This window comes from Nocardia sp. CA-120079 (genome assembly GCF_050955745.1).
Taxonomy (GTDB): Bacteria; Actinomycetota; Actinomycetes; order Mycobacteriales; family Mycobacteriaceae; genus Nocardia.
Map to the genome: position 1 here is coordinate 2,193,889 of NZ_CP192088.1, position 18,501 is coordinate 2,212,389.

The window sequence follows — 18,501 nt, forward strand, 5'->3', positions numbered from 1 at the left end:
AAGGAGGGTGTGTTATGACCAGTCCCGGCCCGACCAGAACCGGACCCGCGCTCAATGACATGACGATCTTCGCGGGCGTATTGATTCTGATCACCGGCATACTGCATCTGCTCGCCGCCATAGCGGCCATCGCCAAGCGTGACTTGTTCGTCCTGACCGAGGATCAGGTCTTCCAGGTGAATGTCTCGGCCTGGGGCTGGGTTCACCTGGTGATCGCGGTGTTGATCATTATCGCGGGCATCGGCATTATCACCGGACAGACCTGGGGTTATCTGGCGGGTATCGTGATGGCCTCGATCAGCCTGCTGGACAACTTCCTGTTCGCGCCGATGTACCCGTTCTGGTCGTTGGTGATGATCGCGCTCGACGTGCTCATCATCTGGGCGCTGGCGCGGCAGATCGGCGCTGAAAGCGGAGTCGCGCGCTAGGTTTCGCATAATCGGCCCTCGGCCCGTCGAGTACGCGCCGGGGGCCGACTTTTGTGCCTACCTCGTGCGCGGCGGCGGTCCGCCTTGTCCGCCAGGACCACCCTGTCCGCCGGGACCACCCTGTCCGGGTGGCGTGCCGCCATTGCCGGACTGCGTGTTCTGCGATTTCTCGGCGACGCCGATGGTGATCGAGACGGTCATACCCGAACTCGGAGTGCCGGTGACCGTGGCCATTTCGGCATCCCAGCCGTCGCCGAAGACATTGTCCGAGGCGAGTGAGATCTGGGAAAGATTGCTGATGCTCTGTGCGTATCCGGAGTCGGCGGCGAAGACGGTGCTGCACACGTCCTGTGGCAGTGCGATCTGTGAGGTGAGGCGGGCGTTCTCGCCCGCCACGGCGGTGCTGAGCGAGTCATAGACCTCGAAATGGATATGCGGCCAGCGACCGGAATAGCAGGCGGGGAAGATCGAGGTGAACTGCACCTCGCCATTGGCATCCGCGACCTGGACGCCGCGCAGATAGTTCTGGTCGGTAATGCTCTTACCGTAGAGCGAGTATTCGCCGGAGCGGTCGCAATGCCAGACGTAGACGGCCATGCCCGCGCCCGCTGCGCCGCTCTTGGCCACGTCCTGCAGCTTCAATCGCAGTGTCATCGGAACACCCTGTGCGACACCGGAATACGCACCGAAGCTGGTCGTGATATCGGATCGGACCACACCGGATTCGATCAGCACGTTGGGTCCGTTCGAGCCGTCGCCCGGGTACGGGCCCGCGGTCTCCTGCGGTGCGGCGGTGACCGTCCCGGTCCTGGTAGTCGTGGTACCGGTGGTGGTGGAGGAGGTGGTGCTGGTGGTCGTCGCCGATGCGCAGCCCGCCGCCACCGTCGCCGCCCCGGCCACGCCGAAGAAGGCCAGGGCGCGGCGGCGTGACATCACCTTCATATCGTGGGCGAGTCCGAGATCGTGCTCGTGTACGTCGCCGTCGCGGCGGTGCGCGGGCTGTGCGCTCACTGCGTTGTCCTTCCGTCGTCGCGGTCAGCTGTCGACCGTGACGCTATGGACGCAGGCTAGGCGGCATGTGGGCCCAGGCTGGGAGCAAGCTGTGAGTGGTGGTCATGTGCCCGGTTCCGGCGTCGGCGCCGCCGCGAGGTGCTCATCGAGTACCGGCGCGATGATCGAGAGTGCGTGCGGCGAGGTCAGGTCGTTGTGGGCGAGGTCGATATCGTGGTTGACGACCCGGCCGGAGGCGTAGGGCCGCCAGCCGTCCGGCCCGACCATATCGGAGCTGTCCACGGTGGCGCTGAAATAGAGCAGGTCGCCCCGGTAGACCGGGCGGTGGTAGCCGGTGCGGGTGCGCGCGGCCGCGTTGTAGGAAGCCGCCATTCGCTCGATGATCTCGGCGTCGATGAGTTCCATACCGAGCCGGGCCTCGATGAGTTCGGCGGCCTCCTGGGCGCTCGCCTCGGCGGGAACATCTTCGATGCCGAAGATCGCGCCGAAGGTATTGACGAATGCGCCCGCGGAAAGCTGTTCGATGGAATCGCTGTCGATATCGGCATGGTCGCTGTCCAGAAGTGCCACGACACCGACGGTTTCGCCCGCCGCCTGCAGTTTCGCCGCCATGGCGTGTGCGATGAGGCCACCGAAGGACCAGCCGAGCAGGTGGTACGGCCCGTTCGGCTGGACGGCGCGGATTTCGCGGATGTACCGGTCGGCGGACTCCTCGATGGAGCGCGCCGCCGGTTCGCGGCCGCTGAGCTCCGGGGCCTGTAGTCCGTAGATCGGGCGGCCCGGCCGCAGCCGTTCCGCGAATCCCAAGTAACTCCAGGACATTCCGGACGACGAGTGAATGCAGAACAGTGCGGGCTCGGTGCCGCCGAGCCGGATCGGCAGCAGCACATCGAGACCGAGTCCGCCCGGTGCGGCGGCGGCTTCGCGTGCCGCGACCTGTGCGGCTATCGTCGCGGCTTCCTCGTCGGCCGCGCGCTGCGCCGCCGGAGTATGCGCGAAATGGGCTGCCGCACTGAGAATCTCGTACCACAAGTGGGACAACTCGGCGATCTCGGAGCGGTCCACGAGTGTTTCCGGGAAGCGGAGATCCGCGTGTAACCGATCATCGATGACGACCGCGCTGATCTCGATCGCCGACGCGACCGGCAGTTCGGGATGCTCATCGGCGCGCAGGTCACCGAATTCGCCGGTGGCGGACCAGCCGAGCCCTTCGAGTCCGGCGGGAATATCGACATCCGAGTGCCGACCGAGGTATTCGAAGCTGATCCGGCCCGGCAGTCGAGTCGGAAGTTGTTCTGCTGCAGTGGGATCGAGGTAGCGCAGCATCCCGTATCCGATGCCCTTGTCCGGCACCGCGAGCAGCTGGTGTTTGATCGCGCGGATCGCCGCGCCCATCGCCGCACCGCCCGCGCAGGCATCATCGATATCGATCGCGGACAGATCCAGCCGCGCCGGGTAGATACTGGTGAACCAGCCGAGTGTCCGATTCAGATTCGCACCCGGGATCACATCCCGCCTGCCGTCGCCCGCCAAGCGCAGCAGAGCCGTCGGCTCGTCCGCATCCCGCCACCGCACCAGCGCCAATGTCAGCGTGGCGAGCAGAGCATCGGTGACCGCGCCCTGGAACAGTTCCGGCAGCGTGGCGAGCAGTGCGGTGGTGACCTCCTCGGAAACCTCGAATCCGACCGTGCGCAGTGTGTGCGCCCGATCGATCGCCGGATCGAGCTCACGGGAGCCGATCAGCGGATCGGGACCGGCGATCATGTCCTGCCAGTACTCGACTTCGGCGCTGCGCCGTTCGGTCCGTGCCTCCTCGACGAGGGCATGCGACCACCGGCGCATCGACGTACCGACGTCGGCGAGCACAGGTGTGTTCCCGACCGAAACCTGCGCCCACGCGGCGATCAAGTCCGCCACCAGAATTCGCCACGACGCACTGTCGACGGCGAGTCGGTGCGCAACCACGATCAGGCGGCCCGATCGCGTCCTGGCTCCGGCATCGCCGACCGGATCGAGCCAGACAGCTTGCAGCACAATGCCATTCGCCAGGGAGAGCCGATCTGCCGCGGAATCCAGCTCGGTGGCGGCATATTCGCGCAGATCGAGCGCGTCGGCTCCGGCATCGTATTCGATGCGGTGCACCAGCGCGTCCACATCGACCGAGCCCGGTTCGTCGACCCGCCACTGCCAGCCGTCCTCGGCTCGCCAGAGCCGCGAGCGCAGTATGTCGTGGCGATCGACCACCGCGGCGAGTGTCGCGACGAGTTGCGCACGCTCGACGCCGACCGGAAGTGCCAACGCCACGGACTGCGCGCAGCGGTCGATCTCGCCGCCACGCTCGACCAGCTCGTGCACGCTCGGGGTGAGTGGCAACTCGCCGATTCCGCCGCCGGGCAGTTCGTCGAGCGTCACGACCGGCCCGGACACCACAGCTGCCAATGCGGCGACCGTGCGATGTTCGAAGACCTGCAGCGGCGTGCACTGGATGCCGTGCATTTTCGCGCGGGAAACCAGTTTGATCGCCATGATGCTGTCGCCGCCGAGCGCGAAGAACGAATCGTCGACGCCGACCTTGTTGCGGTCGAGCAGCTCAGCGTAGATCTGCGCCAGGATTTCCTCCGTGGGAGTCGTCGGAGCGCGGTACTCGGTCTCCTCGACGACGAACTCCGGTTCCGGCAATGCTTTTCGATCGAGCTTGCCCACGGCGTTGAGCGGGATGGCATCCATGACCACGAACGCGGCGGGCACCATATACGCGGGCAAGGTATCGGCGGCGAACGCGCGCACGCGGGCGATATCGAGTTCGATACCGGGCTTGCGCACGAGATACGCGGCGAGCGCCGTGGATCCGGTGGGACCGGGAACGCCGAGGGTGACCGCGAAGTCGACCCCGTCCGCGCGCCCGAGAACCGCGTCGATCTCACCCAGCTCGATGCGCTGACCGCGCACCTTGACCTGGAAGTCGGTGCGGCCGATGTATTCCAACTCCAACCCGGCCGCCCGAATCCAGCGCACCAGGTCGCCGGTGCGGTACATGAGTTCGCCGGGACCGCCGAAGGGATTCGCGATGAAGCGCGTGGCGGTCAGGCTCGGCCGGGCGTGATAGCAGCGGGCCAGCGCGGAGCCCGCGAGGTACAACTCGCCCGCGACACCGACGGGCACCGGACGCAGCCGATCATCCAGGACCAGTACGGCAGCACCACGAATGGGCGCACCGATGGTAACCGGCGTACCCGCGGCGAGCGGCGCGGAACCTGTTGCCCAGATGGTGAATTCGGTCGGACCGTACAGATTCACCATGCTCCGGCCTGCGCACCAGCGTTCGACCAATTCGGCGCCGACCGCCTCGCCCGCCACGGCGAGCACCCGTACACTCGACACCTCGGCGGGATCGATGGTGGCCAGTGCCGACGGCGTGATCACCATATGCGTGACCTGTTCGGCGGCAATCAATTCGGCGAGTGCGCTACCGCCGAAGACCTCCGGCGGCGCAACCACCGACGCGCCGCCGGAGCCGAATGCCATCAGCGCCTCGAAGACCGATGCGTCGAAACTCGGTGAGGCGACCTGCAATACCCGCGAGTGGTCGTCGACGCCCAGCGATTCCCGTTGGGCCGCAATGAGGTCGGCGATACCGCGATGGGAGACAGTGACGCCCTTGGGTGTTCCGGTCGAACCCGAGGTGTAGATCATCCAGGCGGGATTGTCCGGACGGATCGACCGCGACGACAACGCTGCGTCACTTGCTGCCTGTCGGCGGCCGCTGAACTCGGCATCGTCGAGCACCAGCCATTCGGTGCTGTCGGGCAGCAGTGGCCGATAGGCGGCGAGGGTGAGGCCCACCCGCGCACCGGAATCGGTGAGCATGTGATCGATCCGGTCCACCGGATGTTTCGGATCGACCGGCAGGAAGGCGGCACCGGCCTTCGCGGCCGCCCACATGCCGATCAGCAGTTCGGCGGAGCGGGGCAGGCCGAGAGCCACGACGGTTTCCGTGCCGACGCCCGATTCGAGCAGGAGACGAGCCAACCGGTTCGACTGAGCGTCGAGTTCACGGTAGGTCGTCGTGCGTCCGTCGGCGACCAAAGCCGGGCGGTCCGAATAGGAGGCGGCCGATGCGGCGAGCGCGTCGGTGAGGGTGGTGGTCCCCGCGGTCCCGGTGCCGCGCACCGGAACCAGTTCGGTGCGTTCGGATTCGGCGAGGATATCGATATCGGCCAGGCGGATATCGATGTCCGAGACGATCGCGGCGAGCACGCGACGCCATCGATCGACGAAGGTCGCCACCGTGGCTTCGTCGAAAAGGTCCGTCGCGTAGGTCAATACACCCTCGACGCCGTCCGGGCCGTCTGCGGTGAAACGTTCACGCAGGTCGAGCGTCAGGTCGAATTGCGAGGCGCCGCGATCGAAATCCTCCACCTCGAACCGCAATCCGGGCAGTTCCAGGACCGGTTCGACGAAGTTCTGCAGTGACAGTGACACCTGGAATATCGGGTGGTGTGCGGTCGATCTGGTCGGATTGAGCACCTGGACGAGCCGTTCGAACGGGACATCGGTATTGCCGAAGGCATCCAGGTCCGCGGCCCGTACGGTCGCGAGGAACTGCCGGAAGCCGGTTCCCGAATCGACCGGCGTGCGCAGGGCCAGCGTATTGACGAACATGCCGACGAGTTCGTCGAGCGCCTCCTCGCCACGGCCGGCCACGGGCGTGCCGATCACGACATCGTCGGTACCGCCGAGCCGGGCCAGCAGCACCGCGAGCGCGGCGTGCACGACCATGAATACGCTGACATTGTTCGCGGCCGCGAATTCGATGATGGCGCTGTGCAATTGCGCGTCCAGCGTGAAATCGACGTCGGCGCTGCGCATCGACTGCACTGCCGGGCGCGGGCGATCGGCGGGCAGCTCCAACACGTCCGGCGCACCGCCGAGGATATCGGACCAGTACCGGATCTGCCGTGCCGCAAGCGATTCCGGATCCGACTCGTCACCGAGCAACTCCCGATGCCACAGCGCGAAATCGGCGTACTGCACGCCGAGCGGCACGCGGGTCGTGTCGGCACCGCTGGTCCGCTCCGAGTACGCAGCCACCAGATCGGCAGCCAATGGCGCCATCGAGGCGCCGTCGGCGCTGATGTGATGGACCACGAGCACGACGACATGCACCGAGGGGGGCTCGACCACAACTGGCGCCTCGGCCACGAGGGGACCCGACGACACCGGCGGAACATCCATCGAAGCGTGCGACGACACCGGCGGAACGCCCGCGCCGGCGCCGGAGGACACCGGCACCGATCCCTTGCCGTTCGCACCGGTACCGTCGCCGATCCGGAAGATGCCGACCCGCAGCGGCGGCTCCTTGGCGATATCGAATCCGGTGCCCGCCAAGGCATTGATCCGATGGCGCAGGGCCGCGGTGTCTCCGGTGTCGATCACGGTCAACTCCGGCGCGGCGGCCGCCGTACCGATCACCACCTGACGGGGTCCCTCCGCATCGGCGGGGTAGATGGTGCGCAGGCTCTCGTGCCGCTCGACCACATCGGCGAGCGCATGTTGCATCGCCGCCACATCGAGGTTTCCGGTGAGCCGCAAGGCGACCGCGATGTTGTACGCGGGCGAGGCCGGGTCCATCCGATTGAGGACCCACATGCGCTGCTGGGCCGGGGACAACGGAATCCGGTCCGGACGGATGCGTGGTGCGAGCGTGAACCGGCCCGGCTTGCCGTCGGTGGCCGGGATGACCCGCGCGGACAGTTGGGCGACGGTCGGCGCGTCGAACAGATCGCGCAGCGCGATGGTGGAGCCGAGGGACGAATTGATCCGGGCGACAACCTTGGTCGCGCTGAGTGAATTACCGCCGAGTTCGAAGAACGACTCGTCGGCGCTCACCTGCTCGCTGCCGAGCACCTCGCCGAATACCTCGGCGACCGCTCGCTCGACCGGTGTCCGCGGCGCGAGATACGGCCGCTTTTCCACCGAGAAGTCCGGCACCGGAAGGGCTTTGCGATCCAGCTTGCCGACCGGGGTCAGCGGAATGTCGTCGAGCACGACCAGGTATCCGGGCACCATATAGCTGGGCAGTTCGGCCGCCACCTGCTCCCGCAGGCGCTCGGGATCGAGTTCGGTGCCCGTGGTCGGCAGGACATACGAGACCAGCACGGTCGCGCCCGCCGGACCGGTGACGCCGATGGTCACCGCGTATTCGACCTGTTCGTCGCGTGCGAGCACGGCATCGATTTCGCCGAGTTCGATCCGCAAACCACGGATCTTGACCTGGAAGTCGCTGCGGCCCAGATACTCGAGCTCGAGCGCGTCATCGGCACCGGTGACCCATCGGACCATATCGCCGGTCCGATACATTCTTTCCCCGGCCGCGCCGTATGGATTCGCGATGAAGCGCGCCGCGGTCATCTCGAACCGATTGAAGTAACCACGCGCCAGCGCCGGACCGGCCAGGTACAGCTCACCAGCGATGCCCACCGGTACCGGGCGCAGCCAGGTATCCAGCACCAAATTCGACGCGCCGCGGATCGGCCCGCCGATGGTGATCGGTTTCCCCGGCAGCAGTTCGGCGGGGCTGGTCGCGCAGACGCTGAATTCGGTGGGGCCGTACAGATTCACCATCCGCCGCCCGACCGCCCACCGGTCGACCAGTTCGGGTGAGGTGGCCTCGCCCCCGACCCCGAGCACCCGCAGGTCGGCCAGATCGGTCGGTTCCATGGTCGCCAGCGCCGACGGCGTGATCGCGGCGTGGGTGATCCGTTCGGTGCGCAGCAGATGTTCGAGATCGCTGCCGCCGTAGACATCCGGTGGCGATACCACCAGGCGGCCACCGGTCGAATGCGCCATCAGCAACTCCATGACCGATGCGTCGAAACTCGGCGAAGCGACCTGTAGCGAACTGATAGAGGGATCGAGTTCGAGGCCGTCTTGTTGTGCGGTGGCCATATTCGCGAGGCCGCGATGGCTGACCAGGACAGCCTTGGGCTTACCGGTGGAGCCCGAGGTATAGATCAGGTAGGCGGTCTGGTCGATATTGATAGGGCCGCCGCGCTCTTCGTCTGTGATGGGTGCGTCGGAGACGAGCATGACTCGTCGAATCGTGTTCAGGTCGTCGAGCAGGAGCCAGTCGATGGTGCCGGGCAGTGTCTCACCGGTCGCCGTAACCGTCACGCCGATCGGGGCCTTCGAATCGGTGAGCATGTGCTCGATCCGCTCCACCGGATAGCTCGGATCCAGCGGTAGGAAGGCCGCACCGGACTTGGCCAGCGCCCAGACGGCCACCACCGATTCCAGTGATCGGGTGAGTGCGAGTATGACGAAGACCTCCCGACCGACACCGCGACCGAGCAGTACCCGGGCGAAACGGTTGGACCAGGCGTCGAGTTCGCCATAGCTCATGCTGAGATCACCCGCGGTGATCGCGATGGCATCCGGATCGATGCGCGCGGCCGCCGACAGGATGTCCGGAAGTGTCTGCGGCGGAACCGATTCCGCACCGCGCACGGGTGCCAGTGTCGCCAGTTCGGCGTCGTCGCAGTATTGCAGTTGGGAGACGAGGGCATTCGGATTGTCGGCGAGTTGGGTCAGTAGCCGGACGAAGCGCTCTAGCAGTGGTTGTGCCGCCGTGCGATCGAGCTGGTCGGCCATGAATTTCAGGTTGATGCGCAGTGTGTCGTGCCCGTCTTCGCCGTGTACCGGAATGACCATGAGGCCCAACGGGTAGGGCGTCGCGTCGGTGCCCGCGATATCGAGCACCCGCATACCCGCGATATCGAGCGCCTTCGACAGCGCCTCCCGGTCGATCGGATACGACTCGAATACGGTGAGCGTGTCGAAGAGTTCGGCGAGGCCGACGGCCCGGTGGATGGCGGCCAGCCCCACATGCTGGTGGTCCAGCAGGCGCGCCTGCTCGGCCTGGATGCGGGTCAGCAGGTCGGCGACCTTCTCCGTGGGATCGAGCTGGACCCGTACCGGGAGCGTATTGATGAACAGTCCGACCATCTCTTCGACACCGGGCAGCTCCGGTGGCCTACCGGATACGGTGCCGCCGAACACCACATCCGTGCGCCCGGTCGACATGGCGAGCAGCATCGCCCATGCGGCCTGCACCACCGTGTTCACCGTCGCGCCGGATTCGCGTGCGGTGGTCTCCAGCCGCTCGACCGTGGCCCGGGTCAGGTCGTGCGTGATCATTCCGGCCTCGGTCGATTCGATCCCGGCCAGCGAAGGGACCGCGCGCGTCGGCGAATCCACGCCGGCCAGCGATTGCGTCCACGCCGCGAGCGAGGCCTCGTTGTCCTGCTCGTCGAGCCACGCCAGGAACTCCCGGTACGAGTGCGCGGGCGGCAGTGCGGAGGTGTCACCCCTGGTGACGTAGAGCGTCAGCAGCTCGCGCACCAGCAGTGGCGTCGACCAGCCGTCCAGCACCAGATGGTGATTGGTCATGACCAGCCGATAGATATCGGTCCCGGTGCGGATCAGGGTGAAGCGGATCAGCGGTGGGCGGTCGAGTTCGAATCGGGTGCGGGCATCGAGGGCGATGAGGCGGTCGAGTTCGCGGTCGCGTTCGTCGGCGTCGGCGATATCGGTGAGATCGATATCGTGCCAGCGGATTTCGCCGCCGGCGAGAACGAGCTGGCGCGGACCGTCGTCGGTTTCGGCGAAGGCGACGCGCAGGTTCTCGTGCCGCTCCAACAAGGCCTGTGCCGCACTGCGCAAGCGGGCGGCGTCGACGGTGCCCGCCAGGGTGAGCAGTGATTGGACGGTGTAGTCGTCGGCGGTATCGGTGTCGTAGAGCGCATGGAAGAGCAGACCGTACTGCAACGGCGAAAGCGGCCAGACGTCGACGAGATTCGGGTAGGCGCGTTCCCAGCTCTCGATCTGCTGTTGCCGCACCGGGACCAGTTCGAAGTCGGACGGGGTGCGTCCGCCCGCGCCCGGCGAGCCCGCGTGCGCCGCGAGCGCGCGCAGCGCCTGCGACCACAGCTCGGCGAGCTGAGCGACATCCGCCTCGTCGAGCAGCCGCGTGGCGTAGGCCCAGGTGACCTCCAAGCCGACATCGGTGAGCACGGCATTGATATCGACGACCGCGGCCAGCGGCGCCGACTCGTTGTGCGTCGCCGCGAAACGCTGTGGCAGCCACGCTCCCGCGTGCCCGCCGGTGAGCGCACGGCCGAGATAGTTGAAGCTGAGCTGCGGGATCGGCGCGTCGGCGAGGGCGGCGGCGGACTCCGGATGCTGATAGCGCAGCATGCCGTAGCCGATGCCCTTGTCCGGCACCGCACGCAGCTGTTCTTTGACCTTCTTGATCGCGGTGCCCGCCGCGGCGCCACCGGCGAACGCGTCGTCGAGATCGATGCCGGTCACATCGATGGCCACCGGGTAGATGCTGGTGAACCAGCCTGCCGTGCGTGCGATATCGGCGCCGGGCAGCAGCGTCTCGGAGCGGCCGTGGCCTTCCAGGGTGAGCAGTGCGGTATTGCGATCGCGCCAGCGGCTCACCGCGAGGGCGAGTCCGGTGAGCAGAAGATCATCTGCGCCGCAATGGAATTGGTCGGGCAGGGTGGCCAGTACCGTATTGGCGATCTCGGGGTCGACGGTGGTCCGGCACTGGCCCATGGTGGCGACGACGTCGACCGCGGGATCCAGTGCCGCCGAGCCGATGACCGGATCCGGGGTGGCCAGCATCTGTTGCCACAGTGGCAGTTCGGCCACCCGCTCGGGCGCCTGTTCGGCTTGACCGTATGCCCACCGCCGGAACGAAGTGCCGACGGGCGCGAGTGCGCCGCCCGCCGCCGCGATCGCCAGGTCCGGCAACAGGATTCGCCAGGAGACGCCGTCGGTCACCAGATGGTGCAGCACCAGCCAGCACAGTGGATCGGCCCCCGCCCGCTCGATCAGCACGAAGCGCGCGACGACACCCGCCTCGGGATCGAGCAGATCCGCCGCCTGTTGTAATTCGCGTTCGTAGCTGTCGTCGGAGTCCGCGTCGACCGCGACTACCTCGATCAAATCATCGGCGGTTATCGAATCACGCTCGGCGACAACCCATTCCCAGCCTTGCTCGGTGTGCCGCAGGGTGGAGCGAAGCACATCGTGATGGTCGATGAGCGCTTGGACCGCGGCGCTGAGCTGGTCGCGGCCGAAAGCCTCCGGGAGACCGATCAAGACGGCCTGACCGAAGCGGTTCCAGGTCGGTCCCTGCTCCACCATGGCGTGCACGATCGGCGTGAGCTCAACGGTGCCGACCCCGCCGCCGGGCAGTTCGTCGACCGTCTGCGCGCGCACGTCGGTCGCGATCGCGGCCAGCGCGGCAACGGTCTTGCGCTCGAACACATCTCGTGCACTGAAGCCGATCCCCGCGGCCTTCGCGCGCGATACCAGCTGGATGGAGACGATACTGTCACCGCCGAGTGCGAAGAAGCTGTCGTCGACACCGACCGTTTCGAGTCCGAGGACGTCGGCGAACAAGTCGGCCAGTGCCGCTTCGCGCGGCGTCGACGGCGCCCGGCTCACCACGGCTCGGACACTGAAATCCGGTGCGGGCAGGGCCCTGCGGTCCACCTTGCCGAGCGGTGTCAGCGGAATGCTGTCGAGCACCATGATGACCGAGGGGACCATGTAGGCCGGAAGCGTTTCACCGGCAGCGGCTTTCAGTGCCTCCGGGTGAATCTCGGTGCCGGGCTTGCCGAGCACGTACGCCACCAGTGCGGTCACTCCGGTGGGAGTCTTCGCGCCGATGGTGAGTGCGAAGTCGACATCGGGCTGCCGTTGCAGCGCGGCATCGATCTCGCCGAGTTCGATGCGGAACCCGCGCACCTTGACCTGGAAGTCGCTGCGGCCCTGGTACTCCAGTTCGTCGTCTGCGGTCCACCGCACGAGATCGCCGGTGCGATACATCCGCTCACCCGGCGCGTACGGGTTGGCCACGAAACGGCTGGCGGTCAGCCCGTTGCGCTGGTGATAGCCGCGCGCGACGCCCGCGCCGGCCAGATACAGCTCACCGACCGCGCCGCGGGCCACCGGCCGCAGCCACGGGTCGAGCACGACAGCGGTGACGCCGAGCACGATGCTGCCGATGGTCACCGGCCCGCCGGGGCGCAACGGCCCGCTCAAGGTCACGGTGACGGTGGTTTCGGTGGGCCCGTAGCCGTTCAACAGCGTCCGCCCGGACCAGGTGGTCACCAACTCCGGCGGACACGCGTCACCACCGACGACGATCGTCCGCAGATCCGGCAGCGTCGCCGGGTCCAGCGAGCCCACCACTGCCGGGGTGACATTGAGATGGGTGACCCGGTGCACGCGTAGAACTTCGGCCATCTCCTCGCCCGCATACGCCGACGGCGGCACGACGGCGAGCGTCGCACCCGCGGCGAGGGTGACCAGGATCTCCTCGACGGAAATATCAAAACTCGGCGAAACCGCGTGGGCCACTACCGAATCGGCGTCGACACCGAATCCGGCGCCGGAACCGGTGACCAAATTCGCCAGGCCGCGATGCGACACCAGCACACCCTTGGGCAGTCCCGTCGATCCGGAGGTGTAGATGATGTAGGCGATCTGATCCAGGCGTACCGGTCCACGGCGTTCGGCATCGGTGATCGCCGCCGAATCTTGCGCTGCCACCGTTTCGGCCGTCGCGTCGTCGTCGAGCAGTAGCCAATTCACGCGGTCCGGCAAGGACTTTCGCGCCGGATGCACGGTCAAGCCCGCGACGACCCCGCTGTCGCCGACCATATGCTCGATCCGGTCGGCGGGATAGGTCGGGTCGATGGGGACGAACGCCGCACCGGATTTCGCCACCGCGAGCGTGGCGAGGACGGATTCGACCGAACGCGGAATCGAAATCGCGACGGTGCGTTCGGGTCCGGCGCCCGCCGCGATCAGCACGCGGGCCAGACGGTTGGTGTACTCGTCGACCTGACGGTAGGTCATGCTGGTGTCACCGCCGCGCAGCGCCACCGCCTCCGGATCGAGTGCGGCACCGGCCGCGATGATTTCGGGAAGGGTGCGCGGTGTGACCGCCTCGGGTCCGCGCGCGGGCACCAGCCGATCCTGCTCCTGCGCGGAGACGACCTGGACGGTACTCAGCGGCGCATCCGGTCCGGCGGCCAGAAACGCGTGCAGGAACATCAAGAAGCGAGCATGGTGTGCCGCCAATTCATCGGTGCTGTACAGGTTTCCGTTGCCCTGCAGATCGATGTGGGTGCTCTCGCCGCCGACGCCCGGATACAGGTTGAAGAACACGTCATCGATCAACCCGGATGTGAGTACGTGCAGTCGTCCGGTGACCGAGCCGAGCTGAATCCTGGTGTCCACCATCATCAAATTGACGGCCGGACCGAACGACGAAGCCTCGTCCATCGACCAGCCGAGATCACGGACGATGTCCTCTTGCCGGTAACGCTGTCTGCGCAGCGCCCCGGTCAGCTCACTCTGCGCTGCCCGGATCACGTCGCCGACCGTCGTGGTCGGTGACAACATCAGGCGCATCGGAACGACATTGGCGACCATGCCGCCGGAGCGGCGCAGTGCCGCCGTGGTGCGCCCCGAAACCGGCAGGCTCAGCACCACTTCGGGCGCACCGGTCATCGCGGCGAGATAGGCGCCGAAGGCGGCGACGATGGTCGGCGCGGCGTTCGAGCCGGCCGCCTTCGCCACGGTATCGAGCAATTCGGCCGTCGCGGCGGGCAGTGCGCCCGAGACCCGGCTCGGCGGCGCGTCGACATCGGCCTCGCGACCCGCGAGGTTGACCGGGTCGGCCATCCCGGCCAGATGCTCGCGCCAGTACTCGCGGTCGGCGTCGAATCGGTCCGAGCCGCGGTAGGCCAGATCGGCTTCGGCTATTTTCTGCAGTGGTTCGGCCTTGGCGGGCGGCGCCTCGCGGCCCTCGATGGCCGCGTTGTAGATCTCGCCGGTGCGCTGTACCAGTGCGAGCGCACCCATTCCGTCCAGCACGATGTGGTGCATGCGCGAGTACCAGAACCAGTGGTCATCGGCCAGCCGCAGCATGGCCACCGCGACCAATCGGTCGTGCATCAGATCCAGCGGCGCCGAGTACTCCGCGCGCATCCAGGCATGTGCCGCTGCCTCGGGATCGGGTTTATCGCGCAGGTCGATGATGGTGAGTTCGTCGGCAATGGTGGTGTCGACGAGCTGGTACGGCTGACCCTCGACATCGAGCAGCCGGACATATCCGGTCCCGAACTCGCGCCCGGTCTGCTTGGCGGCCGCGGCGAGTGCGTCGAGATCGAGTTCGCCGATCAGTTCGACGTACTGTGCGATCGAGATAGGCGTATCGCCCGCGATGTGCTGGGCGAACCAGATGCCGCGCTGAGCCGCCGACAGCGGGAACGCGCTGTCGGGCGGTGCGGTGCCTATTTTTCCGTTCGAGGACGATGGCTGTTGCATAAGCACACCTGCGTTCTGACGTCTGGAGCGGTGGTGCACCGCTGGTCCCGACCGTCGCGTAGTAGCAAGTTCATTTTGGACCGGTGCCGAGCCGACCGAAGGCGTATTGACAACACTGTGTTCGATCGACGCCGTCCCAGGGAGTTGAGTTGCCGCGCGGCGCTGCCGCCTTTGGCCCTGGCATACGCGCCGCAGCGCGCCCGAACTCCGTGGGTTCGGGCGCGCAGGCTGAATAGCGGGTCAGGCGGACTTCCGCTCGGTCAGCCGATCGGCATCGGTGATCGGGGCGTCGGAGCTGACCAGGTAGCGCTGCAGCGTCGAGCGGTCGTCCAGGAGCAGCCAGTCGATGGCATCGCTGAGCTCAGGGCGGCGGGCTTTGGTGGTGATGCCGATGTAAGCACCGGAGACAGCGGTCGCGTCCTCGGCCACCGATGCCGGAGTCGCCCCGAGCTTGACAACGGCGGATGCGGCAACCGTGGTTTCGATCTGCGGGTCGATCGCCAGCGCGATTCGCGTGTTCACGGCGGCGCCGCGGTTGATCAGCACTCGGGCCAGCCGGTTCGCCCACCGATCCAGCTCGACGTTGGCGAGCGTCCCGGAGTTGTTCGGGACCGCACACAGCTCGAGCTCGGCCGCTTTCCGCAGGCGCGGCTGCAGCTGGATGACGTTGGTGGCGGGCGCTTCGACCAGAGTGCTCATTTATGATCCCCTCACAGGTTCCGTCTTTGTTTTCGATGCCCTTCTAATCTCGCTGCCGGGAGGGTTTGGCGACAGCAACCCAAGCGCTGGTGGGAGCACTCCAAGGGTGAGCGAATCCATACCCAAGGTGTGTCGGACCGACCGACGAAGCAACCCGAAACCACAACGGAGCGGTCTTACGAGCGAGGAGTTCGCCGCCGGTCTCGCGCCCGAGTGGTCGAAGTGCATGTGCTGGAGGTGTTGCCTCGACGGTCCGGCGCGTAGGCGTCGGTGTCGAACGATCCGCTATCGGTGACCACCACGGAGCGAGTCTTACGAGCGGGGAGTTCGCGGCCCTTTTCGCGTCCGAGTGGTCGAAGTGCATGTGCTGGAGGTGTTGCCTCGACGGTCTGGCGCGTAGGCGTCGGTGTCGAACGATCCGCTATCGGTGACCACAATGGAGCGAGTCTTACGAGCGAGGAGTTCGCGGCCCGTCTCGTTCCGAGCCGTCGAAGCGCATGCGCTGGAGGTAGGGGCCTCGACCGTCCGGCGCGTACACATCGGTGCCGAACGATCCGCTATCACCGACCACCACGGAGCGAGTCTTACGAGCGACCGTTCGCGGCCCGTCTCGCGTCCGAGCCGTCGAAGCGCATGCGACGAAGTCGCGAGTCTCGACGGCTCGGACGCGAGACACCGGGGGGCCGCGAACACGCAGCGCCGAAGGCGCTGCCAAAGACTCAGTCGGTGACGAAACCGTTCAAGCTGGTGCGCAGGTCGGCGAGCAGTGCGCGGGCCGCGGTGAGGCCGTCGCCGTGCCACACGGTGTCTTCGACCGCGAAGACGCGCTTGTCGGCGGAGGCGCCGAGATCCTTCCAGGCATCGCTGCGCAGCACCGACTTACCGTGCGCTTCACCGGCCTCGCCCGCGAAGACGACGTAGATGATGTCGCCCTCGACCTTCGTCAGGTCCTGCTCGGTCACGTCGAAGGAGGTGCCGCGCTGCGCGGTCGGCCGCTGTACGCCGACATCGGCGAGGACCTGTCCCGCGAAGCTATTGCTGCCCTGGACCTGGTCGTGATCGGCGGTGAAGCGGACCACCGAGGCCTGGGACTGGCTGGCGGCCAAGGCATTACCGGTCTCACGTGCCTCGGTGCGGTAGTTCTCCAATGCCGTTGTCGCGGCAGCGCGACGGCCGAGGCCCGCTGCAAGCGTGCTGAATTCGGTCTGCCAACCGCTGTCGGGATCGGCGAGTACGGTCGGCGCGATCGCCTGCAATGCGGCGAAACCGCCTGGGCCGCTCGACATATCGCCGATGATCAGATCGGGATGCAGGGCGGCGATCTGCCCGAGATCGGGCTGTGCCGCCGAACCGACGGCGGGAATCTTCAGCACGCCGTAGCCGAGATACATGGGCTGCGATCGGGGTCCGTCGATCGGAACCGCGCCGACGACCCGCTCCCACAGGCCGACCGCGCAGGTGGCGTCCAGCGCTGAGGTGGACAGCACCACGACGCGCTGCGGATCGGCGGGCACCTCGGATGTGCCCGCGGCGTGGGTGACGGTGCGGGTCTTGCCGTTCGACGGATCCGGTGCGCTCGGCAGCGGGCAGGCCTTCGAGGTGTCGCGCTCGAGGCCGACCACACCGGCACCCGCGATATTCGTCGTGGTGCGAATGATCGAGCTGGCGTCGTCCTTCTGACTGCAGCCCGCGACCAGCAATGCGGCGCAGAGCAGGGCGACCGCGGTGCCCCCGTGCCGGACCGCGCGATTCCTGGCGGTGCCGTATCGGGGGGAGTCCGTGCGGTTTCGGGTGCGAACAGGGGCGCTCACCGGCATGCGGGTGAGGGTACCGGGTGGCGTGGGTGCCGGGACGCGAAGGCTACCGCCGCGTGCACATCGCATCCGGGCCGCCTTCGCGACCGCGCGGAATTCCGCTGTCGTACAGCGGATTCCGCGCGGTCGTCGGATCGGCTACGCGGCGTTGCCGCCGATGCTGAACCGTGCCCCGGTCGGATCGGCGACCTGTGCGATCCGGCCGTAGGGGGTGTTCTCGGGCTGGGCCTGCACGGTGCCGCCCAGTTCGACGACCTTCGCGACGGCCGCGTCGACGTCATCGGCGCCGAAATAGACGGTCCAGCCCGCCGGTACACCCTCGGGCAGGAAGGCCGAGGCATCCATGACACCGCCGAGCATGGGGGTGGTGGCATGGATGGTGGTGTAGCGGAACTCCGGGGAGTCGGAAATGGCGAAGGTATCGCTCCAGCCGAAGACCTCGCGGTAGAAGTCGAGCGAGCGGGCGTAGTCACGGGTGTGCAGTTCGAACCAGGACGGGATGCCGACGTGGTCGCTCCAGGTGCCGCCCGAGGCGATGCCGATGGTCTCGAATCCGCCGAAGGTGCCGGTCTGCCAGATGCCGACGCCCGCGCCGCCGACATCGCCGAGCACGGCCATCGCGCCGAGATCGCCCACATCCATGGGCGCCACGACGACCGCGCCGCCGTGCTCGGCGGCCGCATCGGCGGTGGCCTTGGCATCGGGCGAGGCGAGGTAGACCGTCCATTGATCGGGTCCCTCGGCTCCGTCCGCGGTCTTGCCCATGCCGCCCGCGACGGCCTTACCGTCCTTGCGGAAGGTGATGTAGCCGCCGAACTCGTCGTCCGCGCGGTCGGCGGTCCAGCCGAACAACTGGCCGTAGAAGGCGATGGCCCGGTCTGGATCAGAGGTGTAGATGTCGACCCAGCAGGGATCGCCGGTCTTGGGTGCGGGCCCACCCGTCGCCCGACCGCCGCCCCTCGTCGAATCGCTACGCGATGCAGTACTCATCAAAGGTCTCCTTGCGAGAGTGGATCACTGTCACCGATAGAGACGTCGGCTGCCTGGGAAAGTCATCGCTAGCGACTGCTTGCAGGTCGCTCGAAACGGTCGGCGCACAAGGTGCGGGATTTGATGGTCGCCGGATCAGTGGGTTG

Annotated in this window: 6 protein-coding genes; 1 reads left to right on the forward strand and 5 read right to left on the reverse strand. The window is 67.1% G+C overall.

Annotated elements, in window-relative coordinates; translation table 11 throughout:
• Positions 1–14: 14 nt before the first annotated feature.
• Positions 15–428: a DUF7144 family membrane protein gene (locus ACQPYR_RS10180; RefSeq protein WP_433630389.1), complete on the forward strand. Its 414-nt coding sequence runs from the start codon at positions 15–17 to the stop codon at positions 426–428.
• Positions 429–485: 57 nt separating this feature from the next.
• Here ACQPYR_RS10180 and ACQPYR_RS10185 read toward each other — a convergent pair whose 3' ends face one another.
• From ACQPYR_RS10185 to ACQPYR_RS10205, 5 genes are all read right to left on the reverse strand, one after another.
• On the reverse strand, positions 486–1,439 hold the full coding sequence (locus ACQPYR_RS10185; protein ID WP_433630392.1) for a dioxygenase: 954 nt from the start codon (positions 1,437–1,439) through the stop codon (positions 486–488).
• 102 nt (positions 1,440–1,541) lie between these two features.
• Entirely contained in the window at positions 1,542–14,852 is a 13,311-nt protein-coding gene (locus tag ACQPYR_RS10190; protein ID WP_433630395.1) for an amino acid adenylation domain-containing protein, read from the reverse strand.
• A 240-nt stretch (positions 14,853–15,092) separates the two neighbouring features.
• The gene (locus ACQPYR_RS10195; RefSeq protein ID WP_433630398.1) at positions 15,093–15,551 is read right to left on the reverse strand and encodes an AMP-binding protein; all 459 of its coding nucleotides are present in this window, start codon (positions 15,549–15,551) and stop codon (positions 15,093–15,095) included.
• Between the two features lie 719 nt (positions 15,552–16,270).
• Positions 16,271–17,368: an ABC transporter substrate-binding protein gene (locus ACQPYR_RS10200; RefSeq protein WP_433630401.1), complete on the reverse strand. Its 1,098-nt coding sequence runs from the start codon at positions 17,366–17,368 to the stop codon at positions 16,271–16,273.
• 135 nt (positions 17,369–17,503) lie between these two features.
• Positions 17,504–18,355, reverse strand: a complete 852-nt coding sequence (locus ACQPYR_RS10205; protein WP_433630404.1) for a VOC family protein — start codon at positions 18,353–18,355, stop codon at positions 17,504–17,506.
• Between the last annotated feature and the right edge of the window lie 146 nt (positions 18,356–18,501).